At 64.3% G+C, this 24,902-nt stretch carries 23 protein-coding genes; 11 read left to right on the top strand and 12 right to left on the bottom strand.

What is annotated here, in order from left to right; translation table 11 throughout:
* Nucleotides 1-94 precede the first annotated feature (94 nt).
* From AC1D75_RS12525 to ctaC, 4 genes are all read right to left on the bottom strand, one after another.
* Nucleotides 95-412, bottom strand: a complete 318-nt coding sequence (locus AC1D75_RS12525; protein ID WP_495515522.1) for an antibiotic biosynthesis monooxygenase family protein — start codon at nt 410-412, stop codon at nt 95-97.
* A 23-nt stretch (nt 413-435) separates the two neighbouring features.
* Nucleotides 436-894 carry a GNAT family N-acetyltransferase gene (locus AC1D75_RS12520; RefSeq protein WP_495515521.1) on the bottom strand — a complete coding sequence of 153 codons (459 nt, stop codon included), beginning with the start codon at nt 892-894 and terminating at the stop codon, nt 436-438.
* Nucleotides 895-983: 89 nt separating this feature from the next.
* Nucleotides 984-1,400, bottom strand: coding sequence for a cytochrome c oxidase subunit 4 (locus AC1D75_RS12515; RefSeq protein WP_495515520.1), 417 nt, complete (start codon nt 1,398-1,400; stop codon nt 984-986).
* A gap of 18 nt (nt 1,401-1,418) precedes the next feature.
* Nucleotides 1,419-2,495, bottom strand: a complete 1,077-nt coding sequence (ctaC, locus tag AC1D75_RS12510) for an aa3-type cytochrome oxidase subunit II (RefSeq protein WP_495515519.1) — start codon at nt 2,493-2,495, stop codon at nt 1,419-1,421.
* A 233-nt stretch (nt 2,496-2,728) separates the two neighbouring features.
* On the opposite strand from ctaC, the gene asnB reads away from it, so the two are divergent.
* Nucleotides 2,729-4,654 carry an asparagine synthase (glutamine-hydrolyzing) gene (gene asnB, locus AC1D75_RS12505; RefSeq protein ID WP_495515518.1) on the top strand — a complete coding sequence of 642 codons (1,926 nt, stop codon included), beginning with the start codon at nt 2,729-2,731 and terminating at the stop codon, nt 4,652-4,654.
* Between the two features lie 86 nt (nt 4,655-4,740).
* On the opposite strand, the gene AC1D75_RS12500 is transcribed toward asnB, so the two are convergent.
* The 3 genes from AC1D75_RS12500 to AC1D75_RS12490 all read right to left on the bottom strand — a co-directional run bounded on the left by AC1D75_RS12500 (nt 4,741) and on the right by AC1D75_RS12490 (nt 7,450).
* On the bottom strand, nt 4,741-5,718 hold the full coding sequence (locus tag AC1D75_RS12500; RefSeq protein WP_495515517.1) for a carbohydrate kinase family protein: 978 nt from the start codon (nt 5,716-5,718) through the stop codon (nt 4,741-4,743).
* Between the two features lie 164 nt (nt 5,719-5,882).
* Nucleotides 5,883-6,257: a HesB/IscA family protein gene (locus AC1D75_RS12495; RefSeq protein WP_482142020.1), complete on the bottom strand. Its 375-nt coding sequence runs from the start codon at nt 6,255-6,257 to the stop codon at nt 5,883-5,885.
* 137 nt (nt 6,258-6,394) lie between these two features.
* The gene (locus AC1D75_RS12490; protein WP_495515516.1) at nt 6,395-7,450 is read right to left on the bottom strand and encodes a glycerate kinase family protein; all 1,056 of its coding nucleotides are present in this window, start codon (nt 7,448-7,450) and stop codon (nt 6,395-6,397) included.
* A gap of 133 nt (nt 7,451-7,583) precedes the next feature.
* Here AC1D75_RS12490 and AC1D75_RS12485 point away from each other — a divergent pair, with 133 nt between their 5' ends.
* Genes AC1D75_RS12485 through AC1D75_RS12475 form a run of 3 tightly spaced genes read left to right on the top strand, consistent with a single transcriptional unit; the run spans nt 7,584 to nt 10,784 of the window.
* Complete coding sequence (locus tag AC1D75_RS12485) at nt 7,584-8,258, top strand: DUF3043 domain-containing protein (protein WP_495515515.1); 675 nt, start codon at nt 7,584-7,586, stop codon at nt 8,256-8,258.
* 6 nt (nt 8,259-8,264) lie between these two features.
* Nucleotides 8,265-10,013, top strand: a complete 1,749-nt coding sequence (gene cobT / locus AC1D75_RS12480; protein WP_495515514.1) for a nicotinate-nucleotide--dimethylbenzimidazole phosphoribosyltransferase — start codon at nt 8,265-8,267, stop codon at nt 10,011-10,013.
* A gap of 6 nt (nt 10,014-10,019) precedes the next feature.
* Nucleotides 10,020-10,784, top strand: coding sequence for an adenosylcobinamide-GDP ribazoletransferase (locus AC1D75_RS12475; protein WP_495515513.1), 765 nt, complete (start codon nt 10,020-10,022; stop codon nt 10,782-10,784).
* A gap of 5 nt (nt 10,785-10,789) precedes the next feature.
* Here AC1D75_RS12475 and AC1D75_RS12470 read toward each other — a convergent pair whose 3' ends face one another.
* On the bottom strand, nt 10,790-11,890 hold the full coding sequence (locus tag AC1D75_RS12470) for a branched-chain amino acid aminotransferase (RefSeq protein WP_495515512.1): 1,101 nt from the start codon (nt 11,888-11,890) through the stop codon (nt 10,790-10,792).
* Nucleotides 11,891-12,003: 113 nt separating this feature from the next.
* Nucleotides 12,004-13,122, bottom strand: a complete 1,119-nt coding sequence (gene gcvT / locus AC1D75_RS12465) for a glycine cleavage system aminomethyltransferase GcvT (RefSeq protein WP_495515511.1) — start codon at nt 13,120-13,122, stop codon at nt 12,004-12,006.
* 92 nt (nt 13,123-13,214) lie between these two features.
* Here gcvT and AC1D75_RS12460 point away from each other — a divergent pair, with 92 nt between their 5' ends.
* From AC1D75_RS12460 to AC1D75_RS12435, 6 genes are all read left to right on the top strand, one after another.
* Entirely contained in the window at nt 13,215-14,729 is a 1,515-nt protein-coding gene (locus AC1D75_RS12460) for a leucyl aminopeptidase (RefSeq protein ID WP_495515510.1), read from the top strand.
* Between the two features lie 134 nt (nt 14,730-14,863).
* A complete protein-coding gene (gene sucB, locus AC1D75_RS12455) occupies nt 14,864-16,606 on the top strand; it encodes a 2-oxoglutarate dehydrogenase, E2 component, dihydrolipoamide succinyltransferase (RefSeq protein ID WP_495516062.1) in 1,743 nt (580 codons plus the stop codon).
* Nucleotides 16,607-16,613: 7 nt separating this feature from the next.
* On the top strand, nt 16,614-17,513 hold the full coding sequence (locus tag AC1D75_RS12450; protein ID WP_495515509.1) for a TIGR01777 family oxidoreductase: 900 nt from the start codon (nt 16,614-16,616) through the stop codon (nt 17,511-17,513).
* Complete coding sequence (lipB, locus tag AC1D75_RS12445) at nt 17,513-18,262, top strand: lipoyl(octanoyl) transferase LipB (RefSeq protein WP_495515508.1); 750 nt, start codon at nt 17,513-17,515, stop codon at nt 18,260-18,262. The genes AC1D75_RS12450 and lipB overlap by 1 nt, the downstream gene beginning before the upstream one ends.
* Nucleotides 18,259-19,311: a lipoyl synthase gene (lipA, locus tag AC1D75_RS12440; protein ID WP_495515507.1), complete on the top strand. Its 1,053-nt coding sequence runs from the start codon at nt 18,259-18,261 to the stop codon at nt 19,309-19,311. Before lipB ends, lipA begins: the two co-directional genes overlap by 4 nt.
* Nucleotides 19,312-19,411: 100 nt before the next feature.
* Nucleotides 19,412-20,152, top strand: coding sequence for a DUF4191 domain-containing protein (locus AC1D75_RS12435; RefSeq protein ID WP_495515506.1), 741 nt, complete (start codon nt 19,412-19,414; stop codon nt 20,150-20,152).
* Nucleotides 20,153-20,221: 69 nt separating this feature from the next.
* Here AC1D75_RS12435 and AC1D75_RS12430 read toward each other — a convergent pair whose 3' ends face one another.
* Nucleotides 20,222-20,689, bottom strand: a complete 468-nt coding sequence (locus AC1D75_RS12430; protein WP_495515505.1) for an RDD family protein — start codon at nt 20,687-20,689, stop codon at nt 20,222-20,224.
* A 254-nt stretch (nt 20,690-20,943) separates the two neighbouring features.
* Here AC1D75_RS12430 and glnA point away from each other — a divergent pair, with 254 nt between their 5' ends.
* Entirely contained in the window at nt 20,944-22,377 is a 1,434-nt protein-coding gene (gene glnA, locus AC1D75_RS12425; protein ID WP_495515504.1) for a type I glutamate--ammonia ligase, read from the top strand.
* 100 nt (nt 22,378-22,477) lie between these two features.
* Here glnA and AC1D75_RS12420 read toward each other — a convergent pair whose 3' ends face one another.
* Entirely contained in the window at nt 22,478-24,064 is a 1,587-nt protein-coding gene (locus AC1D75_RS12420; RefSeq protein WP_495515503.1) for a Na+/H+ antiporter, read from the bottom strand.
* Between the two features lie 333 nt (nt 24,065-24,397).
* Nucleotides 24,398-24,775: a nuclear transport factor 2 family protein gene (locus AC1D75_RS12415; RefSeq protein WP_495515502.1), complete on the bottom strand. Its 378-nt coding sequence runs from the start codon at nt 24,773-24,775 to the stop codon at nt 24,398-24,400.
* Nucleotides 24,776-24,902: the final 127 nt, after the last annotated feature.

The raw sequence follows: 24,902 nt of genomic DNA, 5'->3' as shown, positions 1-24,902 counted from the left end.
CGCTCCCCTACCCCACCGTTGTCTCGTCTCACACCGTTGTCGCCGCGAACGTCCCGGCAAGCTGCATCGGGAGGGATTGGTTCGTCGGACACCATTACGACGGTGAAGCACGCGACTGCGCAGCGTCCAGCTGTGAGTAGTGCTGAACGATGGGAAAAGGTTCGTAGAAGTGATGCAGCAGGTCTCGCCACTGCTGGTAAGCCGGCGACCCGCGGAAGCCCTCGGTGTGATGCTCCACCGACTCCCATTGCACGAGCAGAAGGTAGCGATCCGGATCTTCGACGCACTGCGACAGCGTCAGACCACCGAATCCGGGCATCCCGGCAATGATGTTCCTCGCGTCAGCGAAAGCGGTACGGAAGTCCCCGCTCATACCCGGGCGCACCTGTAGGACCGCATGTTCGGTGATCATCGAACCGATGATGCCTCAGTCGGTCACCAGAGTTCGCCGCCGCGCCAATCGCAGGTCAGTTCGCCCGAAATCGGAGCTGATCGTCCGTAGACATGGACGCTGTCTTCTGGCGTCTTGATCAACCCGTCCGGGGTCATCGCCGACAGCCGGCCGGTCCATGGAATCCAGCCGTGTGCGCGGTAGAGGCGCAGACCGGCGTCACTGGCTCCCAGGACACCGAAGTCGTAGGCGCCGTCGATCACGCCCTCTACGGCGCTCATCAAGCGGTCACCGAGGCCCTGGCGCTGTCGGTCCGGATCGGTGGCCACCGCCTCGACGTAGCCCACGCGGTATGCGCGGCCGTCATGGGCGATCGACCGGGCAACCACCGCGGCGTGGCCGATCACCACTTCACCGTCAGTGATCATCGCGTGGACTCCCCCGAGTGCGTGATCGAAGTCGGAGTCGGTGAAGTCACCGTCGAACGCCCGGTCGAGGAGCACTCGGATCGCCGTACGACAGAAAGCACTCAGCTCCCAGGTGTGCCGCAGTTGAACCTGCGGACCTGGGAGCTGAGTGTTGATTATTGTTGTCAGTGCTTTTCGGGTCCGACGTGGTACTCGAGCACCAGACCGCACACCGCACCGATGATGCAGACCGCGGCAAACGCAACGAGCCAGAACTGCCCGAACGCGAGTGCGACGGCGAAGAGTGCAGCACCGCCGGCGATCATGATCGGCCACCAGCTGCCGGCGCTGAAGAAGCCCAGCTCGCCCGCACCGTCAGACACCTCTGCGTCTTCGTAGTCCTCGGGGCGGATGTCCACCCGTCGAGCGACAAAGCGGAAGTAGGTGCCGACCAGCATGGACAGACCACCGGTCATCACCAGTCCGGTGACGCCAACCCATTCGACGTTCTTACTGGTCAAGCCCGTGGCCAACCCGTACGCCACGGCCACTGCGAAAAAGAATCCGGTGAGGATCTCGAAGATCCGCGCTTCAATATGCATCTCGTAGCTTCTCCGTGACTAGTTCGGCGCGGTCTGCGTGCCGCGCTTGGTGTCGAAGGGCTTGGTGGTGATCGCCATCGGATCCTCACCAATCGCCTCGAGCGCCTCTGCATTGGTCGCGTTGGGGTTGGATTCGCGGAACTTGATGTACTCGTCGAACTTCGCCGGGCTGACCGCACGAACCTCGAAGTTCATCATCGAGTGGTATGTGCCGCACATTTCCGCGCAACGTCCCACAAACGCACCCTCGCGGTCGATCTCGCTGACCTGGAAGCGGTTGTCCGAGTGGTTCTCTTCAGGGAACGGCATGACGTCCCGCTTGAAGAGGAACTCCGGAACCCAGAACGAGTGCACGACGTCGGTTGCCGCGATCTCGAACTCGATACGACGATCAGTAGGGAGCACCAGCACCGGAATCTCGTCCGACGTACCCAGAGTCTCGATCTTGTCGAACTTCAGGTACGAACGAACGTCGTTCTCGAGGGCCTGGAACGGCTCATTGTGCTCGTCGCCCGACTCTTCCGGGTGCTCGCCCTCCGGGACCTGACGGTCGTACGGATTCCCCTCGGTTTCGGCACCGTCGTAGATCTGACCGTCCTCGAAACGAACGGTTCGGTAACCGAACTTCCAGTTCCACTGGAATGCGGTCACGTCGACCACCACTGCAGGATCGGGCTGCTTCGCCTCGACCTTGTTCTGCACGATGATCGTGAAGTAAAAGAGGACCGCGATGATCACAAAAGGAATCGCGGTATATGTCAGTTCCAACGGGACGTTATATGCCGTCTGACGCGGGAACTCGTCTTGTCCTGCCTTACGGCGATGGAACGTAATGGTCCAAAATGTCAGACCCCACACCAGAACACCCATGATGAGGGCCGAAATCACCGACCACGTCCACAGATGCCGCATGTCTTCTGCCTCAGGCGTAATGCCCTTTGGCCAACCGAATCGCAACGCTTCTTCAGCGCTGCAGCTCGACAGCATCAGTGCGCCAACGCCTAGGAACAAGGCTGCGCTTATCTGCTTGATTCGACGTCCGCGGTGCTGACGCTTGGTCGATGCCGGAGGTCGCCCACCGTGTGCCAATTTCACGCCTTCCTACCCTGCCCTGACTGGAAACAGTCACAACGCTCTCCACGATTGGTAGCTCGTGTACTACGCAGCGTAGACCAAGCCCGGCTTACATTCGTATCGGGGTTTGGGTTCGTGTCACGCGGTGCCGTCGGCAGGCCGTCCAACCCGGGCCGCGCACGCGGCCGCACTCCCGATTGCGGCATACTCGGGCGTGTTCTGTACGCCGTCCCTGGACGAATTGAGGCAATTTCGTGTGTGGTCTGTTAGGTCTGCTGTCTAGCGACGCATCGGCCGCCGAGTCAGCTGATCTGGTCGCATCTGCGTTGCACTGCATGCGACATCGAGGACCTGACGAACCGGGCACCTGGCACGATTCCGACCTGGTACTCGGCTTCAACCGGCTCTCGATCATCGACATCGAGCACTCGCATCAACCGCTGCGTTGGGGTCCGCCGGAGAACCCCGATCGATACGCACTCGTCTTCAACGGCGAGATCTACAACTACCTCGAGATCCGCGCCCAGCTGGCCAAGGACGAGGGTGTCGAGTTCCGTACCGAGGGCGACAGCGAGGCGATTGTCGCGGCCTTCCATCACTGGGGCCCCGATTCGGTTTCCCGATTGCGCGGAATGTTCGCATTTGCCATCTGGGACACAGAGAATCAGTCACTGTTCCTGGCTCGGGATCCGTTCGGCATCAAGCCGCTGTTCATCGCGACGGGTTCGGGCGGCACCATCTTCGGCAGCGAGAAGAAGAGCCTGCTCGAGTTGATCGACCGCATCGGCGTCTCCGATTCCCTCGACAGCCGCGCGATCCAGCACTACACCGTGCTGCAGTACGTCCCGGAGCCCGAGACACTGCATGCCGGCATCCGTCGACTCGAGTCCGGCAGTTACGCAACCCTGCGGCCCGGTCAGATGCCGAAGGTCTACCGGTACTTCACTCCGCAGTTCGCCGTGCGCCCGTTCACCAAGGGCAGCGAGCAGGCCCGCTACGACGAGATCGCCGAGGTGCTCTCCGATTCGGTCGCCAAGCACATGCGCGCCGATGTCACCGTCGGCTCGTTCTTGTCCGGAGGTATCGACTCGACGGCGATCGCGGCACTCGCCATCCGGCACAACCCCGATCTGATCACCTTCACCACCGGTTTCGAGCGGGAAGGCTATTCGGAGGTCGACGTGGCCGCGGAATCTGCCGCAGCCATCGGTGCCAAGCACGTCGTGAAGGTCGTCGGGCCTGCCGAGTTCGTCGCCGCAATTCCCGAAATCGTCTGGTACCTCGACGATCCGGTGGCCGACCCGTCACTGATCCCGCTGTACTTCGTGGCCAAGGAAGCGCGCAAACACGTCAAGGTCGTGTTGTCCGGCGAGGGTGCCGACGAGCTGTTCGGTGGGTACACCATCTACAAAGAGCCGTTGTCGCTCAAGCCTTTCGAACGTCTGCCCCGCGGTCTGCGGGCCGCAGCCGGCCGCTTGTCGGATCGGATCCCGGAAGGTAAACGGGGGAAGAGCCTGCTGCATCGCGGATCCATGACCCTGGAGGAGCGCTACTACGGCAACGCCCGGAGCTTCGACGACGCCCGACTTCGGGCCGTGCTCAAGGATTTCCGTCCCGAGTGGACCCACACCGACGTGACCGCCCCGATCTACGCGACCTCACGTGGCTGGGATCCCGTGGCCCGGATGCAGCACCTGGATCTGTTCACGTGGCTGCGTGGCGACATCCTTGTCAAGGCCGACAAGGTGACGATGGCGAACTCGCTCGAGCTGCGGGTGCCGTTCCTCGACTCCGAGGTACTCCGAGTGGCCGAAGGCCTGCCGTACGAGGAGAAGATCTCCCACGGCACAACCAAGTACGCCCTTCGTAAAGCGCTGGAACAGATCGTCCCGGCGCACGTCCTGCATCGCAAGAAGCTGGGCTTCCCTGTACCCGTGCGGCATTGGCTGCGCGGCACGGAACTGTACGACTGGGCGCATGAGACGATCGAGAACTCACAGACCGACCACATCCTGAACAAGGACGCGATCCGCGCCATGCTCAACGAGCACCGCACCGGTGCGGTCGACAACAGCCGTCGGCTGTGGACCGTTCTCATCTTCATGGTGTGGCACGGGATCTTCGTCGAAGGCAGCATCGTGCCGCAGATCGAGGATCACCACTACCCGGTCCGGCTCTAGCTACACAGCCAAACGCTCCGCTTATACGAAGACGCTCCACATATATGTGGAGCGTCTTCGTATAAGCGGAGCGTTTGGTGGGGCGGTCAGGCGGGAAGGATCGCGCCGATCTCGGCAGCAGCCTCGGCGCCATAGGCACCGGACAGACGCTCGAGCGCGCTCTTGCGGTCCCACACCCATTCCTGGGTGCCCACGGTCTCGAGGACCAACACGGCGACCATCGAGCCCAGCTGTGCGCTGCGCTCGTGGCTCAGGCCGGCTGCGTTGCCGACCAGGAATCCGGCGCGGAACGCGTCACCGACGCCGGTCGGGTCAACCTTGGCGGTCTCCGGGACAACCGGAACGTGCACGCGCGAGCCGTCGGCGTCGACGATCTCCGCTCCCCCACCACCAAGTGTGGTGACGCGGACTCCGACCATTCCGGCGACCTGGGCCTCACTCAGCCCCGATTTCTGCCGGAGCAGGCCCCACTCGTATTCATTGGTGAACAGGTATGTGGCGCCTTCGATCAGATCCCGAACCTGCTCGCCGTCCAGACGGGCGAGCTGCTGCGAGGGATCGGCGGCGAACGGGATGCCGAGTTCGCGGCATTGCCGACTGTGGACGATCATGCCCTCGGGATCGTCGGCACCGATCAAGACCAGCTCCGGTGTACCGAAATCGGATGCCAGTGCGGTCAGCGAGATCTCACGCGACTCACTCATCGCGCCGGCGTAAAAGCTTGCCAGCTGCGCCATCTCATCGTCGGTGGTGCACATGAAGCGAGCAGTGTGCGCGGTCTTCGACACCCGGACTCCACGCGTGTCGACTCCGTTGTCCTCCAGCCACTTCCGATAGTCGTCGAAGTCACTGCCGACCGACCCGACCAACAGCGGCGAGCCACCGAGGACGCCCATCGCGTAGGCGATGTTGCCGGCAACACCACCGCGCCGGATCACCAACTCCTCCACGAGGAAACTCAACGAGATATGACTGAGGTGTTCTGCCAGGAGCTGTTCGGAGAACTTGCCCTGAAAGCGCATCAGATGGTCGGTAGCGATCGATCCACAAATGGCAATGGCCACGAAGGAATGCCTTTCTTCCTGAGCGAATAATGGCCTAACGCTACCTGCTCGTCAGGTGAACACAGGCAGGACCCGGAGACAGCAAAAGAGCCGCACCCGAGCTGAGCTCGGATGCGGCCCGATTGTTGATGTGCGGGTCGAGCAGCCTGGTGAGAGGTCAGGCGTCAGTTGAACGAATCGCCACAGGCACAGCTGCCCGTTGCATTCGGGTTGTCGATGGTGAAGCCCTGCTTCTCGATCGTGTCGACGAAGTCGATGCTGGCACCCATCACGTACGGGGCACTCATGCGGTCGACGGCCAGGCCGACACCGTCGAACTCGACAACGAGGTCGCCGTCGAGGTTGCGGTCGTCGAAGTACAGCTGGTAGCGCAGGCCCGCGCAGCCACCGGGCTGAACCGCGATGCGCAGCATCAGCTCTTCGCGGCCTTCCTGCTCACGCAAAGCCTTCGCCTTGGACGACGCGGCTTCGGTCATAATCACACCGTGCGCGGGTGCCTCGGTCTCGGTCTGCACAGCAGTCTCGTTCGATGCGGTCATGAAATCTCCTCAGTGTGCGGGGCGTCGGCCTGCGAACCCACAGTGGTCCGGGTTTCGGATGCGAACTTCCGTCGGCTACAACCGTACTCCTGCCCGGTCTATTCCTGCGTATCACACCAGGTGCGCTGCAGCGCTGCTCACCACGAGTCGGCGACTCTACGCGCGAGTTCGGTCAGCTGATTCTGGGCGTCGTCCATCGCCCGCTGCACCGAGCCGGCGACCTCGACGATGGCATGACCTCGCGCGATACCGGCCTCGGCGATCTGCGCGGGGGTCAGTGCCAGTTGTCCGGCCAGCACGATCGTCGGGATGCCATGCTCGCGGGCGGCACCCGTCAGCGCCGCGACGACCTTGCCTTTGAGCGTCTGTTCATCGCATTTGCCCTCACCGGTGATGACCAGGTCGACCGTGGTGATCAGGTCGGCCTGTCCGGTCGCGTCGGCGATCACCGTCGCCCCCGAGATCCGGGTTCCGCCGAGTGCGAGCAGTGCGGCCCCCAATCCCCCGGCGGCGCCGGCACCGGCCAACGGGCTGATGTCGCGACCGGCGAGTTCACTGAGCCTGCTCGCCCATTCGGTCATGCGCGCCTCGAGCGCTGCGACGGTGTCCGGGTCAGCGCCCTTCTGCGGGCCGAATATCACGGCCGCACCATCCGGACCGAGCAACGGATTCTCCACGTCGGAGGCCGCCACCAGCGTGATCGGCCGCAGCAGTCGCGACGCCTCTTCCAGCCCACCGAGCGCATCGATCAGGCCCTTGCCGCCGTCGGTGCTGCCGCTCCCACCGAGTCCGACCACGATCGTGTCGGCGCCGGACGCGACCGCGGCCGACACGAGTTGGCCCACTCCATATGTATCTGCGGCGACCGCGGTGCGCGGCGAGGGCCTGCCACCGAGCTGATGCAGACCGCAGGCCTGTGCGCATTCGATATAGGCGGTCAGGTGGTCTCCATCACCATGCAGCAGCCATTGCGCCGACACGAGTGCACCCAGGGGTCCGGCGACCGTTTCTTCCCGGACCTCACCGAACCGGCTGGCCAGCACCGACACGAAACCGGGCCCACCATCGGACTGTGGCGCGAGGATCAACTCGTCGTCCGGCCGGGCCAGAGCCCATCCCGCGGCGATCGTCTCCGCGGCGGCAACAGCGGTCAGGGTGTCACCGAACGAATCCGGGGCGATCAGAGCTTTCATGGACGAAGTATAGGAAGGCGACCGCCGCGCGGCAGTGCGCAGAAACACACCGGCAGAGCACTGAGGCCGGCCCCATCGGTGCAGTGGCCAGACCCGGCAGCCACTGCACGCGCCGTCGGGATAATCTGGAGAGGTGAAATTGCCCTGGAAAAAAGACGACGACGCCGAGGTCGCGGCCAATACGACGTCGACCGTCGAGCAGACGGCAGAAGAAGCTGCGGCCGATCGCAGATACACCGAGGGCAAGGGGCGCCCCACCCCCAAGCGCCGCGACGCCGAGGGCAAACGACGTGGTCCGGTTGCCCCGGCCCCGACGACCCGCGCCGAGGCCCGGGCCCGCAAGAAGGAACTCAAGGGTTCGACGGTCAGTCTGACCAAAGAAGAGAAGCGTTCGCAGTCCGATGCGCGCCGTAAGGCCCGCACCGATCAGCGCGAGAAGATGATGGACGGCGACGAGCGTTACCTGATGCCCCGCGACAAGGGTGAGGTCCGCCGGTACGCCCGCAACATCGTCGATTCACGGCGCAACTTCGCCGGGCTGTTCATGCCGTTCGCGATCCTGCTGATCCTCGTGATGTTCATCCCGTCCCTCGCGGTCTACGCCACGTTGTTCATGCTCGTCTTCGTCATCTTCCTGGTGATCGACGGCGTGATGCTCGGACGGATCATCAACAACCGCGTGCGCGAACGCTTCCCGAACACGACCGACGGCGGTTTCAAACTCGCCTGGTACGGATTCAGCCGCGCGATGCAGATGCGGTTCATGCGCGCACCGCGGCCCGTGGTCAAGCCGGGCGACGCGGTCTGATCGGTGATGCGAACCCTGGTTCTTGGTGGAATACGCTCGGGTAAATCAGCTTTCGGTGAGAGCCTGCTGCCCCGCGACGGTGTCAGGTACCTGGCGACGGCCGCGGATCCGGCAACCGGCGACCCGCAGTGGGAGAGCCGGATCGGAGCCCACCGCACCCGCCGCCCCAGTGGATGGACGACCGTCGAATCCGGCGACGTGGCGGGCGAATTGCGCCGCGACGCTCACACACCGACCCTCGTCGACGATCTCGGTGGCTGGCTGAGCCGGTACATCGACTCGGTCGGCGGCTGGGACGACGAGGCCTTCGACATGTCGGCCATGGTGATCGAATTGTCCACGGCAGTAGCCGAATACACCGGCGACCTGGTGATCATCAGCCCCGAGGTCGGCCTGTCGCTGGTGGCACCGGTGCCGGCCGGTCGACTCTTCCAGGATCAGTTGGGCATCATCAACGCGGCTGTGGCCGCGGTCTGCGACCGGGTCGTCTTGGTTGTCGCCGGCCAGACGCTCGAATTGCGCGGTGGCGCGGTCGCCGATGTCGCTGCCCCGGAGTCGGTTTCATCCCCACTTGCAGCATCGGTCCTGGCGCCGCTCCCCTCACCCGATTCGGTACCGGCCCCGACCACGGTCGAAGACCCGGTCACGGTGGACGAACCGACCGCAGTTGCGGATCCGGTACCGCTGACCGAGTTCGAGAAACCGGAACAGTTCGACTTCGTCGCAGCGCCCGACCGCGATGCCGCGATCGCCGCGCGCGAACGCCAAGGCGAACTGACGAAGCCGGCCGGATCGCTCGGACGTCTCGAAGAAGTCGGCATCTGGGTGGCATCGTGCCAGGGTCTGTGCCCGCCTCGTCCGATCACCCAACCCACCGTGGTGGTCTTTGCCGGCGACCACGGCGTCGCCCAGAGCGGTGTCTCGGCGTATCCGCCTGAGGTCACCGCGCAAATGGTCGCGAACATCAGTGCCGGTGGAGCCGCGATCAACGTGCTGGCACGGCAGAACGGTGCACGGGTCCGAGTCGAGGATCTCGCCGTCGATGCGCAGACACCGGAGGAGATAAGCCGCTTCAAGGTCCGCCGTAGCAGCGGCGATCTGACGCGTGAAGATGCGCTGACCACCGAACAGACCCGCGCCGCGCTCGCGGCGGGCCGCGCCATCGCCGATCAAGAGATCGATTCCGGCGCAGACCTTCTCATCGCCGGAGAGATGGGCATCGGGAACACCACGCCTGCCACCGTGCTGGTCGGCCTGCTCACTGATACCGAACCGGTCGTGGTTGTCGGGCGCGGCACCGGCATCGACGACAACGGCTGGATCCGCAAGACCGCGGCCGTGCGGGACGGCATGCGACGAGGTCGGCCACACGCGCGGATCCCACTCGAGCTCCTGCGTACCGTCTCCGGTGCGGAGATCGCTGCGATGGCCGGATTCCTCGCGCAGGCCGCATTGCGCAAGACGCCGGTCATCCTCGACGGCCTGGTGGTCACCGCGGCCGCACTGGTCGCCAACGATCTGGCACCCGGCGCCCGGGAATGGTGGGTGGCCGGACATCGGTCGGCCGAGCCTGCTCACCAGATCGCGTTGCGGCACCTCGATCTCGAACCGCTCCTCGATCTGTCGATGCGTCTCGGTGAAGGCAGTGGCGCCCTCACCGCGCTCCCCCTGGTGCAGGCGGGCGTCAACACGCTCGCGTCGATGGCCACGTTCGCCGAGGCCCAGGTCAGTGGTGCGCCCGACACGGCGTCCTGACCACCGATGAACCTACGAGCCGCATTTCGGGGTCCGCAGACCGCGCTGTCGTGGTTGACGATCCTGCCGGTCCCCACCCCCAAGGGTCCTTTCGACCGCGCACTGGGTGGTGCAGTCATCGGTTCGACACCGCTCGTGGGCGCCGTCCTCGGAGTGGTCACCGCGGCAATAGCTCTCGGCCTCGGCGAGACGGAGCTGCCATCGTTGCTCGCGGGCTTGCTCGTCGTCGGTGCGATCGCAATCCTCACCCGTGGCATGCATCTCGACGGATTGTCGGACACCGCAGACGGATTGGGATGTTTCGGCTCGCCCGAACGCGTGCACAAGGTGATGCACAGTGGCAGTGCCGGGCCCTTCGGCGCAGCCACACTGGTTGTCGTGCTGGGCGCGCAGGCGGCAGGCTATGGCGCCCTGATTCAGCAGAATGATTGGGCTGCAATCGTTTTTGTGCTTTTTGTCAGCCGGGTGGCACCGGTCATCGGCTGCCGGGTGAGTCTGTCCGCCACCGACGAATCCAAGTTCGGAGCGCTGACCGCCGGAACGCAACGGCTGACCATCGTCTTCTGGGCGCTCGGAGCAATCGCCGCCGGCTATGCCGTCGACACCGAGCTGCCGCTTCCGGGTGTGTTCACCGCGATGGTGGTTGTCGTATTCGCCTGGTGGTTCAGCTTCCACTGTGCCCGCCGATTCGCCGGCATCAACGGCGATGTGCTCGGTGCACTCATCGAATTGAGTGCGCTGATCGCCATCTGCGGTCTCCTGGTCGCCTGAGACCCTCAGCCGTGGAGTTTGGCCATCCATCCATGGATGTCGGCGAAGGTGCCGCGCTGGATCCCGGTGAGCGTGTCGCGCAACGCCATGGTGACCTCGCCGGGCTGGCCGTCGCCGATGGTGTAGTCGTCGACGTCGCCCTTCACGTGACCCACCGGCGTGATGACGGCGGCGGTACCGCAGGCGAAGACCTCGGTGATCTCGCCCGAGGCAACACCCTTGCGCAGTTCTTCGACGCTGATCTTGCGTTCGACGACGTCGAAGCCGGCGTCTGCGGCCAGCTGCAACAGTGATTCACGGGTGATACCCGGCAGCAGCGACCCGGACAGCTCAGGGGTGACGAGTTTGGCGTCGGCGCCGGAGCCGAAGACGAAGAACAGGTTCATGCCGCCCATCTCTTCGACGAACCGGCGTTCGATCGCGTCGAGCCAGACCACCTGATCACAGCCCTGTTCGGCGGCCTGGGCCTGGGCGAGCAGCGAGGCGGCGTAGTTGCCACCGAACTTGGCTGCACCGGTACCGCCGGGCGAAGCGCGCACGAATTCGGTCGAAAGCCAGACACTCACCGGATGCACACCGCGCGTGAAGTATGCACCGGCGGGCGAGGCGATGAGCAGGTAGCGGTACTCGTTCGCCGGCCGCACACCGAGGCCCGCCTCGGTGGCAATCATGAAGGGACGCAGGTAGAGCGCCGCTTCTCCACCGGCATCCGGGACCCAGAGGTTGTCGACGTCCACGAGCGCACGCAGCGAGTCCATGAAGTCCTCGACCGGCAGTTCGGGCATTGCCAGGCGCCGCGCCGAACGCTGCATGCGCAGGGCGTTGGCGTCGGGACGGAACGACGAGATGCTGCCGTCGGCCTGGCGGTAGGCCTTGAGTCCTTCGAAGATCTCCTGCGCGTAATGCAGGACCATCGACGACGGATCGAGCTGGATCGGTCCGTACGGAACCACCTTGGCATCGTGCCAGCCCTGCTCGGCGCTGTGGTCGATGGTCACCATGTGATCGGTGAAGTACTTGCCGAATCCCGGTGCAGCCAGGATTTCCGCGCGGCGCTGCGCCGACGTCGGCTGCGGGTGTTCGGTTCGGGCGAACTCCAAAGTCATGGGGCAATCGTATCGCCTGACCTCACGCGGATTTTCCCCGGTGGGACTCCGATCGCCTCGGCGTTGCCCGGTCTCGTCGGTCCGGACAATTCCGGCCAATAGCGACCCCGAAGCTAGCTTGTGCCTGCCGAGACGAACGGCGGCAGGACGACCTCGCATTCCAGAGCCCTGCCGCGGACGTCGATCACCACGGTGTCACCTTTGGAGACCCCCGCGGACGAATCGATGAGTGCCAACGCGATTCCCACCTTCAGGGTCGGCGAGAAGGTCCCGGATGTGGTGGTACCGATCTGCGTTCCACCGGGCCCGTCGAGGACCGCGAGGTCCGCCCGCGGCACCCCACGTCCGGTCGCCCGCAAGCCCCAGAGGCGACGGACCGGACCGGCTTCTTTCTCGGCCAGCAGGGCATCACGACCGAAGAACTCGGGCTTCTTCCAGCCGACGGCCCAACCGCACCGGGCCTGGACCGGACTGATGTCGACGGACAGTTCGTGTCCGTGCAGCGGATAGCCCATCTCGGTGCGCAACGTGTCGCGCGCACCGAGTCCGGCAGGCGCTCCCCCGGCGGCGATGACCGCGGCCGACAACGCAGTGAAGACCGGTTCGCTGTCGTCCCACGCAGGCAGCAACTCGAAGCCGATCTCGCCGGTGTAGCCGGTCCGGCAGACGCGAACCGGGTAACGTTGCTGTCCCACAACCATTTCGGTGTCGACAAAGGACATGTACTCCATGTCCGTTGGCAGTCCCAGCCCCGCCAGCACCGCAGGCGACTGCGGCCCCTGGACCGCGAACACACCGAATTCGCGATGCCGGTCCACCACCTCGACGCCTTCGGGGGCCACGGCCTGCAGGGCCGCCACCACGGCGCCCGTGTTGGCGGCATTGGGGACGAGGAACACGTCTTCGTCAGAGACCCAGTAGACGATGAGGTCATCGATCACGCCACCGGAGTCGTTGGCGCACAACGTGTACTGCGCCTTGCCCGGCCGGATCTTCTTCAGGTCGTTCGTCAGGCAACGGTTGACGAACTCGGCCGCACCCGGACCGGTGACCGAGGCCTTGCCCAGATGACTCACATCGAAGATGCCCACCGTCTCGCGGACCGCGGTGTGTTCGGCAACGGTGCCCGCATAGGACACCGGCATGTTCCAGCCACCGAACTCGGCAAAACTCGCGCCGAGCCCGCGATGCAGTTTCTCGATGGGGCCTGCCAGCAATTCACCTTCACTCATGGGCGCAACGCTATCGCGCCGCGAGAGCAAGCAGGCTGCGACCACTAAGCTTGGTCCAGAGCACAAGGTACGGCTACGAGTGGGAGTGAAGTGTGAGCAAGTCAAGCGCAAAACGTCAGCTGGGTCCGCAACTGTCACTGGCCACCGGGATCAGCAAAGACGACGACGTCCTGGTCATCGGACTGACCACCGCCGATGAAGACGGTGGCGCACCGAGTCTTGTCATCGGTGAAGGACTCCTCGACGACGCCACCGCCTCTACGATCGACGATGCGCTCGCGGCGCTCGGCGCAAAGGGTTCGGCAGGCGAGTTGACCAAGCTCCCCGCACCGGCAGGCCTGGGAGTGACATCGGTGCTGGCAATCGGACTCGGCGCGCCCGACAAGCTTGATGATGCCGAACACATTCGCCGACAGGCCGGTGTGGCCGCGCGCAGCCTGCAGGGCGTGGCCACCGCGGTGACCAGCCTTCCGGCCGCCGACCTCGCCGCCACCGCGGAAGGTTTCTACCTCGGCGCCTACCGGTTCGACGAGTTCCGCTCGACACCGCCCGAGAAGGCGCCACTGTCAGCGGTCCGTCTGCTGGTGCCTGCCATCGACAAGAGCACCGAGACCGAATTGGATCGCGCTGCGGCCATCGCCCGCGCCGTTGCCATCGCGCGCGATTTCGTGAACACACCGCCGAGCCATCTGTTCCCCGAGGAGTTCGCCGACCGCGCCAAGGCCCTCGGTTCGGCTGCCGGACTCAAGGTCGAGATCCTCGACGAGTCCGCCCTGGACAAGGCCGGTTACGGCGGCATCATCGGTGTCGGCAAGGGCAGCTCACGTCCGCCGCGCCTGGTCCGGCTGAGCCACAGCGCAGGCAAGAAGGCCAAGACAGTGGCCCTCGTCGGCAAGGGCATCACCTTCGACACCGGCGGTATCTCGATCAAGCCGGCCGCGGGCATGGAGAACATGACCTCCGACATGGGTGGCGCCGCCGCCGTGATCGCGACCGTGATCCTGGCTGCCGAACTCAATGTCGGGGTCAACGTCATCGCCACGGTTCCGATGGCCGAGAACATGCCCTCGAGCACCGCGCAGCGTCCCGGTGACGTCTTGACCCAGTACGGCGGCAAGACCGTCGAGGTCATCAACACCGACGCCGAGGGTCGGTTGATCCTGGCCGACGCCATCGTGCGCGCCTGCGAGGACGAACCCGACTACCTGATCGACACCGCAACCCTGACCGGCGCCCAGATGGTCGCCCTTGGCACCCGTACCCCGGGAGTGATGGGCACCGACGAGTTCCGCGACCGTGTGGCATCCATCTCACAGGCCGAGGGCGAATCGGGTTGGCCGATGCCATTTCCGGAAGAGCTGCGCCCGGATCTCGATTCACGCGTCGCCGATCTGGCCAACGTGACCAACCACCGCTGGGGCGGAATGCTCTCGGCGGGTATCTATCTGCGCGAGTTCGTGGCCAAGGATGTGCAGTGGGTGCACATCGATATCGCCGGTCCGGCTTTCAACACCGGCGGCCCGTGGGGCTACACCGGTAAGGGCGGAACCGGGGTACCAGTGCGGACCATCTTCGCCGTACTGGAGGACATCGCTGCCGAAGGATGAGGCAAAAGGTAGGGTTTAGAACGGCGGTTCGCCTCATCCGGCGGATCACCACCTCCATGCCTGCCACCAACACTGGTGGTAAGGCCCAGACCGTAGACCGCACACCGGTTCTCGAAATCAAGGAGTCGACAACGATGGCCTTCTCCGTCCAAATGCCAGCCCTGGGTGAAAGCGTCACCGAAGGCACCGTCACCAGGTGGCTCAAGCAGGAGGGTGACACGGTCGAGGCCGACGAACCGTTGCTGGAGGTGTCGACCGACAAGGTCGACACCGAGATCCCCGCACCGACGTCCGGCGTCCTGATCAAGATCGTCGCGCAAGAAGACGACGTCGTCGAGGTCGGTGGCGAACTCGCCCAGATCGGCGACGCCGGCGAGTCCGCCGGTGACAGCACTCCTGCGCAGGAATCCACACCGGAGCCAGAAGCCGAGCCAGAACCCGAGCCCGAGCCCGAACCCGAAGCGTCGGCAACCCCGGCCGCATCGGCACCGGCAGCCGGATCCGCCGAAGGTACCGACATCACGATGCCCGAACTGGGCGAGTCCGTGACCGAGGGCACCGTCACCCGTTGGCTCAAGGAGGTCGGAGACTCTGTCGCGGCCGACGAGCCACTGCTCGAGGTCTCCACCGACAAGGTCGACACCGAGATCCCGTCGCCCGTCGCAGGCACACTGCTCGAGATCATCGCCTCCGAGGACGACGTCGTCGAGGTCGGCGGCCGTCTGGCCGTGGTCGGTTCTGCCGAGTCGAAGCCGACCGTGGCACCGTCCGAACCGGAGCCGGAGCCGGAGCCCGAGGCCGCACCGGAGCCGAAGGAAGAGCCCAAGCCGGAGCCGAAGGCACAGGCAAAGCCCGAGCCGGTCGCAGAAAAGAAGCCCGACCCGAAGGAAGAGCCCAAGCCGGCAGCAGCCGAGCAGGAGTCGACTCCGTACGTGACCCCGCTCGTCCGCAAGCTCGCGGCCGAGAACAACGTCGACCTGAGCGCCATCAAGGGCACCGGCGTCGGTGGCCGCATCCGCAAGCAGGACGTGTTGGCCGCCGCTGAGGCCGCCAAGGCACCGGCTGCACCCGCCACCCCGGAACCCGCTGCAGCACAGGCGAAGTCGGCACCGCAAAAGTCGGCACCGGCCACACCGAGCCCGGAGTTGGCCAAGCTGGTCGGCACCACGCAGAAGATCAACCGGATCCGTCAGATCACCGCCAAGAAGACCCGCGAATCCCTGCAGGAGAGCGCACAGCTCACCCAGGTCTTCGAGGTCGACATGACGAAGATCGCCACGCTGCGTGCTGCTGCCAAGGCGGGCTTCAAGGCCAGCGAAGGTGTCAACCTGACCTACCTGCCATTCATCGCCAAGGCAGTGGTCGAGGCGCTCAAGGCGCATCCGAACGTCAACGCCTCGATCAACGAAGAGGCCAAGGAGATCACGTACTACTCCAAGGTCCACCTCGGCATCGCGGTCGACACCGAGCAGGGTCTGCTCTCCCCCGTCATCCACAACGCCGACGATCTGTCGATCGCCGGTCTGGCGCGGGCCATCGCAGATATCGCGGCGCGGGCCCGGAGCAACAACCTCAAGCTCGACGATCTGACCGGTGGCACCTTCACCATCACCAACATCGGTAGCCAGGGTGCGCTCTTCGACACCCCGATCCTGGTTCCGCCGCAGGCGGCCATGCTCGGTACCGGTGCCATCGTCAAGCGCCCGGTGGTCATGACCGGTGCAGACGGTTCGGAATCGATCGCGGTGCGGTCGATGTCGTTCCTGCCGCTCACCTACGATCACCGCCTCATCGACGGCGCCGACGCAGGCCGCTTCCTGAGCACCGTGAAGCATCGTCTCGAAGAGGCTGCGTTCGAGGCGGATCTGGGACTGTAGGAAGTCCATGCGGATCGCCATAGCGGGATCTTCTGGCCTGATCGGCTCGGCCCTGGTGGACAGTCTCACCGGGGCCGGCCATCAGGTCGTCCGCCTGGTTCGCCGTCCCACCACTGCCCCGGATCAAATCCATTGGGAGCCTGATTCGTTCGGCATCGATCCAGCCTCGTTGGCGGGCGTCGATGCGGTGGTGAACCTCTGCGGGCGCGGTATCGCCGAGCACCGATGGTCCGGACACGTCAAGCAGCAGCTCCGGGACAGCCGGATCATCCCGACACAGGTGCTCGCCGAAGCAGTCCGGATTGCCGGTGTACCCGTTTTCGTGAGTTCCAGCGCAACCGGTTACTACGGTGACACCGGTCCGCGGGCGGTCACCGAGGACGATCCGGCCGGTACCGGGTTCCTGGCGGAGCTGACCACCGACTGGGAAACCGCGGCTCTCCTCGCGCAGTCGTCCGGATCGCCGACCAGGGTGGCACTGATCCGCACTGCGCCGGTGATGTCTCCGTCCGGCGGCATGCTCGGCAAACTGCGACGGTTGTTCGGGTTCGGACTCGGCGGCCGGTTGGGCAACGGTGAGCAGTACCTGCCGTGGATCAGCCTCGTCGACGCCGTGCGGGTACTGGAGTTCGTATTGACCCGGCCGATAGCCGGTCCGGTCAACATGTGCGGCCCCCTGTCGGTCACCAATGCCGAGTTCACCAAGGCGTTGGGACGAGCGATGCGACGACCCACACCGTTCGCGGTACCGGCGTTCGTGTTGTCGAAAACTGCAGGTGAGATGGCCGAGGAAATGTTGTTGCATGGTCAGAACGTTGTACCGAAGGTGCTGACCGAACACGGCTTCGAATACCACCATCCCACCATCGATTCCGCGCTTGCGTACGCGGTCGGCAAGGGCGCCTGATGCCCAGCGCTCGTCTATCCGCGGCACCTCTCGAGGTCCGCTGGCTGGGGCGGGTCGACTACCAGGAAACCTTCGACCTGCAACATCGGCTCGCGAATGAACGGGCCGACGGTGTCCTCGACCACGACGTCCTGCTGCTGCTCGAACATCCGTCGGTCTACACCGCGGGCAGGCGTACCGAGGATGCCGACCGTCCCACCGATGGCTCTCCGGTGATCGACGTCGACCGCGGCGGGAAGATCACCTGGCACGGACCCGGTCAACTGGTCGCCTACCCGATTGTCGCCTTGGCCAGTCCGGTCGACGTCGTCGATTACGTCCGGCGGCTGGAAGAAGCGATGATCCATGTCTGCCAGATCTTGGGCCTGCCGACATTTCGGGTCGACGGTCGCTCTGGTGTCTGGGCCGTCGACGATCCCGGTCACCGCGGCGACGTCTCTCGCCCCGATCGCAAGATCGGCGCAATCGGCATCCGGGTGGCACGGGCGGTGGCATTGCACGGCATCGCCGTGAACTGCGACCCCGACCTGCGCGCTTTCGGCTCGATCATCCCCTGCGGTATCCCTGACGCCGGAGCCGGTTCACTCACCGACGAACTCGGTCGCACGATCACGGTGGACGAGGTTCGTCCCCTGCTCGCCGCGGCCATTGCCGACGCCCTCGACGGGACGTTGCCGGTCAGCTCACACAATGCATCAACCAGCGTCACCGAGCGTGACAATCGAACCCACGTAGGATCTCTCCAGTGACTGTTTCGCACGACAAACCAGCCAAATCGAGCGCTTCGGCATCAGTTGGCCCGAACGGACGCAAACTTCTGCGCCTCGAGGCCCGCAACTCCGAGACACCGATCGAGCGCAAGCCGTCGTGGATCAAGACCCGCGCGACGATGGGCCCCGAGTTCACCGAACTCAAGGCCCTGGTGAAGAGCGAGGGCCTGCACACGGTCTGCGAAGAGGCCGGTTGCCCCAACATCTACGAATGCTGGGAAGACCGCGAGGCCACCTTCCTGATCGGTGGCGAGCAGTGCACCCGCCGCTGCGACTTCTGCCAGATCGACACCGGCAAGCCCGACGACCTCGACCGCGACGAACCGCGACGGGTCGCCGAGAGTGTCGCCACCATGGGTCTGCGCTACTCGACCGTGACCGGTGTGGCGCGCGACGACCTCCCCGACGGCGGCGCCTGGCTCTACGCCGAAACGGTGCGGTACATCAAGCAACTCAACCCGACCACGGGTGTCGAGCTGCTCATCCCCGACTTCAACGCCGATCCCGACCAGCTGGCCGAGGTTTTCGCATCCCGCCCAGAAGTGTTGGCGCACAACGTCGAAACCGTTCCGCGGATCTTCAAGCGGATCCGTCCGGCGTTCCGGTACCAGCGCAGCCTCGACGTCATCACCGCCGCCCGCGATGCCGGCCTGGTGACCAAATCGAACCTGATCCTCGGGATGGGCGAAACCCCCGAAGAGGTCACCGAGGCGATGGTCGACCTGCACGAGGCCGGTTGCGACATCCTCACCATCACCCAGTACCTGCGCCCCTCGCCGCGGCACCATCCGGTGGACCGGTGGGTCAAGCCCGAGGAGTTCGTCGAGCATTCGAAGTTCGCCGAGGACCTCGGCTACGCCGGTGTCATGGCCGGACCGCTGGTTCGCTCGTCGTACCGGGCAGGCCGCTTGTATGCGCAGGCGATGAAGCATCACGGACGGGAACTTCCCGAGGCGATGTCACATCTGACCGACGGTGGAAGTGCCAGCCAGGAAGCCTCTTCGTTGATGGCCCGCCTCGCCCGCTGAGGCCTGATCGACGCCGTCGGCCGTCCAGATTTCCGGATCATCGGATTGCGGGGGTACCGGGTTTACCGGATGCCGACCGCGGGCCAGTATCCTGATGGGCATGGCGAAGGCAACAAAGGCGACAAAAGAAGCAAAGGCGGCCGCTAAGGCTGCCCGTAGGGAAGCGTCGCGAGCTCGCCGCAAACAACTGTGGCAGGCGTTCCAGATGCAGCGCAAAGAAGACAAGCTGCTGTTGCCACTGATGATCGGCGCCATCGTCGGCGCGACGGTGATCGCAGTTCTCGTCGGAATCTTCGTCGGTGGCCTGATCTTCGTCCTCCCGATGGGCATCCTGCTCGGTGTGCTGCTCGCGTTCATCATCTTCGGACGCCGGGTCCAGAAGACGGTCTTCCGCAAGGCGGACGGTCAGGCCGGTGCCGCGGCCTGGGCACTGGACAACATGCGTGGCCAGTGGCGGGTCAAGCAGGCCGTCACCGGTACCGCTCACCTCGACGCGATCCATCGCGTGATCGGCAAGCCCGGTGTGATCCTGGTCGCCGAAGGGGCGCCGAGTCGCACCAAACCGCTGCTGGCCCAGGAGAAGAAGCGGGTCGCCCGCATCGTCGGCGACACCCCGATCTACGACATCACCGTCGGCAACGAAGACGGTCAGGTACCGCTCAAGAACCTTGAAAAGCACCTGAACAAGCTTCCGAAGAACATCGACAAGAAGCGTATCGATGCGCTGGAGTCACGGCTTGCCGCGCTCGGCGGCAAACAGCCCGGTCCGGGCATGCCCAAGGGGCCGATGCCCGCAGGCGCCAAGATGCGCAGCATTCAGCGCACCGCACGCCGCCGCTGATCGGTCTCCACGTCGTAACCAAAAAACCACCCGTCTTCCGCGGGTGGTTTTTTGTTGGCGATGAACTGCTCAGCGAGTGCGGATCAACGCTGTACCGGTCGCCCGGTCGTGCATGCCGCGGCCGTCGTGGTCGTTGATCAGCGGCGGGACCAGGAAAACGATCAGGATCTGCCGGACGAATGCCCGAACGAAGCCCACGCGCCCGCCCCCGTCGACGCGCGCGACCCGCATGCCGGTGAGGAATTGTCCAGGGGTGAACCCGAACGCCGTCACCGAACCGACGCCGACCACAAACCAGACGAGCAACACCACGTTGGACAGGATCGGCGACTGCAGGTCACGGACGAAGATCAACGTCACGCCACCGGACATCAGCCAGTCGGCCAACAACCCGAGGCAGCGATGCCAGGAGGAGGCCAGCGAGTTCGGACCGGACTCGGCCAAACCGAGCTTTTCGCCGCGGTAGGCGCCTACTTCGACATTGTCTCCGAGTGCTGCCTGCGGGCCAGAAAGCCACGATCCGGTAATACGTCCCATGGCCACAATCATAGATGTGCTGGGAGAACAGTCTCACCAAGCAATATGCGGCCCATCTCACACTCGGATTCGTGCTGGAGAGGCGCGCGTAACACGGGCGAAACACCGAAGTATCTGGCTAGCAACCTGACGTCAATACGGTCAGCGTTGATGATCCGCCGCTCTACAGTGGACAGGGACAATCGCCAGCCCTTGCAACATCCATGAATATGGTGCTGGCAGCAATTGGGCACGAGTGAAGGAGTCACCCGCAGGTGTACAACACAAAAGAAGAACTGCTCGAGGGAATCAAGGCTGAAGGTGTCGAATACGTCGACATCCGCTTCTGCGATCTCCCCGGAACGATGCAGCATTTCTCGATCCCGGCAACAGCCTTCGACGAGAGCGTCTTCGAGGACGGCCTGGCATTCGACGGTTCGTCGGTTCGCGGCTTCCAGTCGATCGACGAGTCGGACATGATGTTGCTGCCCGACCCCACCACCGCACGCATCGATCCTTTCCGCAAGGCAAAGACGATGAATGTGACGTTCTTCGTGCACGATCCGTTCACCCGTGAGTCCTACAGCCGCGATCCGCGAAACGTCGCCCGCAAGGCGCAGGATTACCTACTCAGCACCGGTATCGCTGATACCTGCTACTTCGGCGCCGAGGCCGAGTTCTACATCTTCGACTCGGTCTCGTTCAGCTCTGAGATCAACGGCACCCACTACAACGTGGAATCGGAGTCGGGTTGGTGGAACGCCGGTTCGCAGCAGAACCCGGACGGCTCCCCGAACCTCGGCTACAAGGTTCGCCAAAAAGGCGGCTACTTCCCTGTCGCACCGTACGACCACTACGTCGACCTGCGTGATGAGATCTCGACCAACCTGACCAACGCCGGTTTCATCCTCGAGCGTGGGCACCATGAGGTCGGCACCGGCGGCCAGACCGAAATCAACTACAAGTTCGACACACTGCTGAAGGCCGCTGACGATGTTCAGCTGTTCAAGTACATCGTGAAGAACACCGCATGGAAGAACGGCAAGACCGTCACCTTCATGCCGAAGCCCCTGTTCGGCGACAACGGTTCGGGCATGCACGCCCACCAGTCGCTGTGGAAAGACGGCAAGCCGCTCTTCCACGATGAGGCCGGCTACGCGGGACTTTCCGACATGGCCCGCCACTACATCGGCGGCATCCTGCACCACGCTCCGTCTCTGCTGGCGTTCACCAACCCCACAGTGAACTCTTACAAGCGTCTGGTCCCGGGCTACGAGGCCCCGATCAACCTGGTCTACAGCCAGCGCAACCGCAGCGCTTGCGTGCGAATCCCGATCACGGGCAACAACCCGAAGGCCAAGCGCCTCGAGTTCCGTTGCCCCGACAGCTCGGGCAACCCGTACCTCGCGTTCGCCGCCATGATGATGGCCGGCCTCGACGGCATCAAGAACAAGATCGAGCCGCACGAGCCCGTCGACAAGGATCTCTACGAGCTCCCGCCGGAGGAGGCCAAGGGCATTCCGCAGGCCCCGACCTCACTCGGCGCAGTCATCAATCGTCTCGAAGAGGATCACGATTACCTCACCGAAGGTGGCGTGTTCACCGAGGACCTCATCGAGACCTGGATCAGCTTCAAGCGCGAACAAGAAATCGAGCCGGTGCAGATCCGTCCGCACCCGTACGAGTTCGAGCTCTACTACGACGTGTGACCTTCTGATCGTCTGATCTGACAAACCCGGCCCGGTTTTCCGCAGCAATGCGGATCGCCGGGCCGGGTTTGTCTGTCAGATCAATACACGGACCGGCGGACTACTCCAGGATCTCTGGTTGGGTGAGCCGTAGCACCTCCCGGTCGAGCCGAGCCTGAATCGTCAGGAGCGTGGTGCCACTGATCTCACCGCGATCGCGAAGCGCAATCGCCACCTCCCGCATCCGGCCGAGTATCGCCAGACGCAATTGCACGTCCTCATCGCTGCGCTTGAGAAGTTCCTGTTCCTCGGCGCGGTCGGGATCCGCATCGAGCACGGCCAGATGTTCGCGGTAATCCTCCAAGACTTTCGACCGCACCGGTTCGCTGACACCGAGGTCGTCCGCAAACTTTTCCACGACGCCAACAGCCTCCTGCGCCATCACACGTTGCGCAGCTGCGAATTCCTCCTCGCCCGAATGGTCGACAGGTAGATCTGCCCACCGCAGCACCACGGGAAGCATCAGACCCTGCACGACCAGACTGAGCAGCACCACGCCGGCCGCTACGAAGATGATCTGATCCCGACCCGAAAACGCCTCCCCACTGGTGAACGTGACAGGGACCGAGAGAGCGACCGCGAGGGACACCGCGCCACGAAAACCGGCGACCGTGCTGACAACACGCGCACGATGTGGCATCCGCCGACCGCGCTGTTCCGGACGACGATCGACGAGGCGGATCACGTACACCGCTCCCATCTGGAACAGGAACCGGATGATCAGCAGCGATGCCCATGCCACGAACGTCAGAAGGATCAGCGGCCCGATCTGAGAGGTTTCCACCGCCCGGGCGGCCGATTGCGCTTCGATCCCGATCAGTGCGAACAGTGCGCCATTGAGTACGAACGTCGACAGCGACCAGAATCCGAACGTCTGCTGTCGAGACAACGGGGTGCTCACCCACGGGCCGGACTGGGTGATGAAGAGGCCGGCCACCACCACGGCCACGACACCCGAGGCATCCACCAATTCCGCCAACATGAAGGCGAGGAAGGGAATCACCAGCAACGTCGTGTTGATGACGAGCGGCTCGTCCAGTTGCCGCAACAGCAGAGTCCCCAGCCACGCGATGGCGAGACCCAGAACGCCGCCACCGCCGTAGGCAACGACAACCAGCCAACTGATCGACCAGCCCGTGTACGCGGTGTCACCGATCGCCACCCCGACTGCGATCGTGTACATCACCAGTGCCGTGCCGTCATTGATCAAGCTCTCGGCGCGCAGCAATGTCATGTTCCGGTGCGGCAGCGACCGTGCCATTGACCCAACTGCGGTCGCGTCTGTCGGCGCAAGGGCGGCACCCAAGATCAGTGCGGCCCCGAAGGACATTCCCAGTGCCGTCCCGAGACCGGCAACCCCGAACGCGGTCGCGACCACCAGCAGCGTGCTCAGCAACAGGATGCCCCGCAGATCTCTGCGAATCTCACGCAACGACGTGGTCAGACTCTCCCAGAACAGCAAGGCGGGCAAGAACAGAACCAGTACCGCCTCGGAAGGCAGGTGGATTTCGCGTACCTGCGGGACGAAACCCGCCAAGACTCCCAAGACAAGCAGGGCCAACGGGACCGGAATACGCAGACGCGGAGCGATTGCCGCACCGACAACCAGGAGTGCCCCGATCAAGACGATCGTCTCGAGCGATTCCATCTGAGCACCCACTTTCAATTCACCGTCGCCGATGTTGCCGGTCTCCCCTCCCGCGGTTGACGACGGTCAGTCTTGGTCCGATGCTGTGCGCCGCGGTCAAGGTCGATCTGGCGCCAGTCAACCCGATCGCAGCCCGGCGCGGCAGGGACTGTGATTACCGGTATCGGGTTGATTCCTGACCTGGCCGTGGACCTCGCGCCGTCCATGGCGCTCACTACCACCGAGCACAGATGGTGACCTCACGCGCCGACAACACCTGTGGAAACCAAAATGCTTGTAGCACTTGAACTTCGAGCTGTGGTGGCGTCCATGGACGGCAGAGCCCACCAGCAGTCAGAATGTACTGGCGACAGCCTTGACGGCGATCCACCTGTTCTGCCGCCGCTCGTATGAGATCACCATCTGCAGGTTCCAGGTGCCCCGGCTTCCCCAGATTCTGGCGTCGACGACATTCTTACCAACGAGTTCCGCACGGTCACCGGCCAGTTCGACCGAAATGCCGCGCTCCTGCGCCGAGAAGTACCGCATTTCGCCCGAATCGATCTGCTCCAGCCATTCCTTTTTCGATTGCACAACCCCGGTCATGTGAGTGAGGGTGTACTCCTCACCCAACAACTCCCCGAGCAGGTCGGTGTCCTGCTCGACCATTCCGCGGTACATGGATCGGTACGCGGCGACTACCTCGATCTCGCTGTCGCGGCTCGGACTCACCGCACAAGTCTATCGCCGCCATCCCGTGGCACATCCGAACCGCCGGCCCCGGCCGACTTCCACTCGGAGAGTGAGTCTGCGCACAGGGCGGTCACATATCTGCACCGTGGAGAGGGGTACCGGCAGT

Source organism: Williamsia sp. Y712, assembly GCF_059445525.1.
Note: the sequence above shows the minus strand (reverse complement) of the source record. Positions and strands in the feature narration are given on the sequence as shown.

Bases quoted from the DNA above. Each gene is read 5' to 3' on its own strand.
- AC1D75_RS12525 (WP_495515522.1), bottom strand. From the start codon at position 412: ATGATCACCGAACATGCGGTCCTACAGGTGCGCCCGGGTATGAGCGGG.
- AC1D75_RS12515 (WP_495515520.1), bottom strand. From the start codon at position 1,400: ATGCATATTGAAGCGCGGATCTTCGAGATCCTCACCGGATTCTTTTTC.
- AC1D75_RS12495 (WP_482142020.1), bottom strand. From the start codon at position 6,257: ATGACCGCATCGAACGAGACTGCTGTGCAGACCGAGACCGAGGCACCC.
- AC1D75_RS12490 (WP_495515516.1), bottom strand. From the start codon at position 7,450: ATGAAAGCTCTGATCGCCCCGGATTCGTTCGGTGACACCCTGACCGCT.
- cobT (WP_495515514.1), top strand. From the start codon at position 8,265: ATGCGAACCCTGGTTCTTGGTGGAATACGCTCGGGTAAATCAGCTTTC.
- AC1D75_RS12475 (WP_495515513.1), top strand. From the start codon at position 10,020: ATGAACCTACGAGCCGCATTTCGGGGTCCGCAGACCGCGCTGTCGTGG.
- AC1D75_RS12470 (WP_495515512.1), bottom strand. From the start codon at position 11,890: ATGACTTTGGAGTTCGCCCGAACCGAACACCCGCAGCCGACGTCGGCG.
- gcvT (WP_495515511.1), bottom strand. From the start codon at position 13,122: ATGAGTGAAGGTGAATTGCTGGCAGGCCCCATCGAGAAACTGCATCGC.
- sucB (WP_495516062.1), top strand. From the start codon at position 14,864: ATGGCCTTCTCCGTCCAAATGCCAGCCCTGGGTGAAAGCGTCACCGAA.
- AC1D75_RS12450 (WP_495515509.1), top strand. From the start codon at position 16,614: ATGCGGATCGCCATAGCGGGATCTTCTGGCCTGATCGGCTCGGCCCTG.
- lipB (WP_495515508.1), top strand. From the start codon at position 17,513: ATGCCCAGCGCTCGTCTATCCGCGGCACCTCTCGAGGTCCGCTGGCTG.
- AC1D75_RS12435 (WP_495515506.1), top strand. From the start codon at position 19,412: ATGGCGAAGGCAACAAAGGCGACAAAAGAAGCAAAGGCGGCCGCTAAG.
- AC1D75_RS12430 (WP_495515505.1), bottom strand. From the start codon at position 20,689: ATGGGACGTATTACCGGATCGTGGCTTTCTGGCCCGCAGGCAGCACTC.
- AC1D75_RS12420 (WP_495515503.1), bottom strand. From the start codon at position 24,064: ATGGAATCGCTCGAGACGATCGTCTTGATCGGGGCACTCCTGGTTGTC.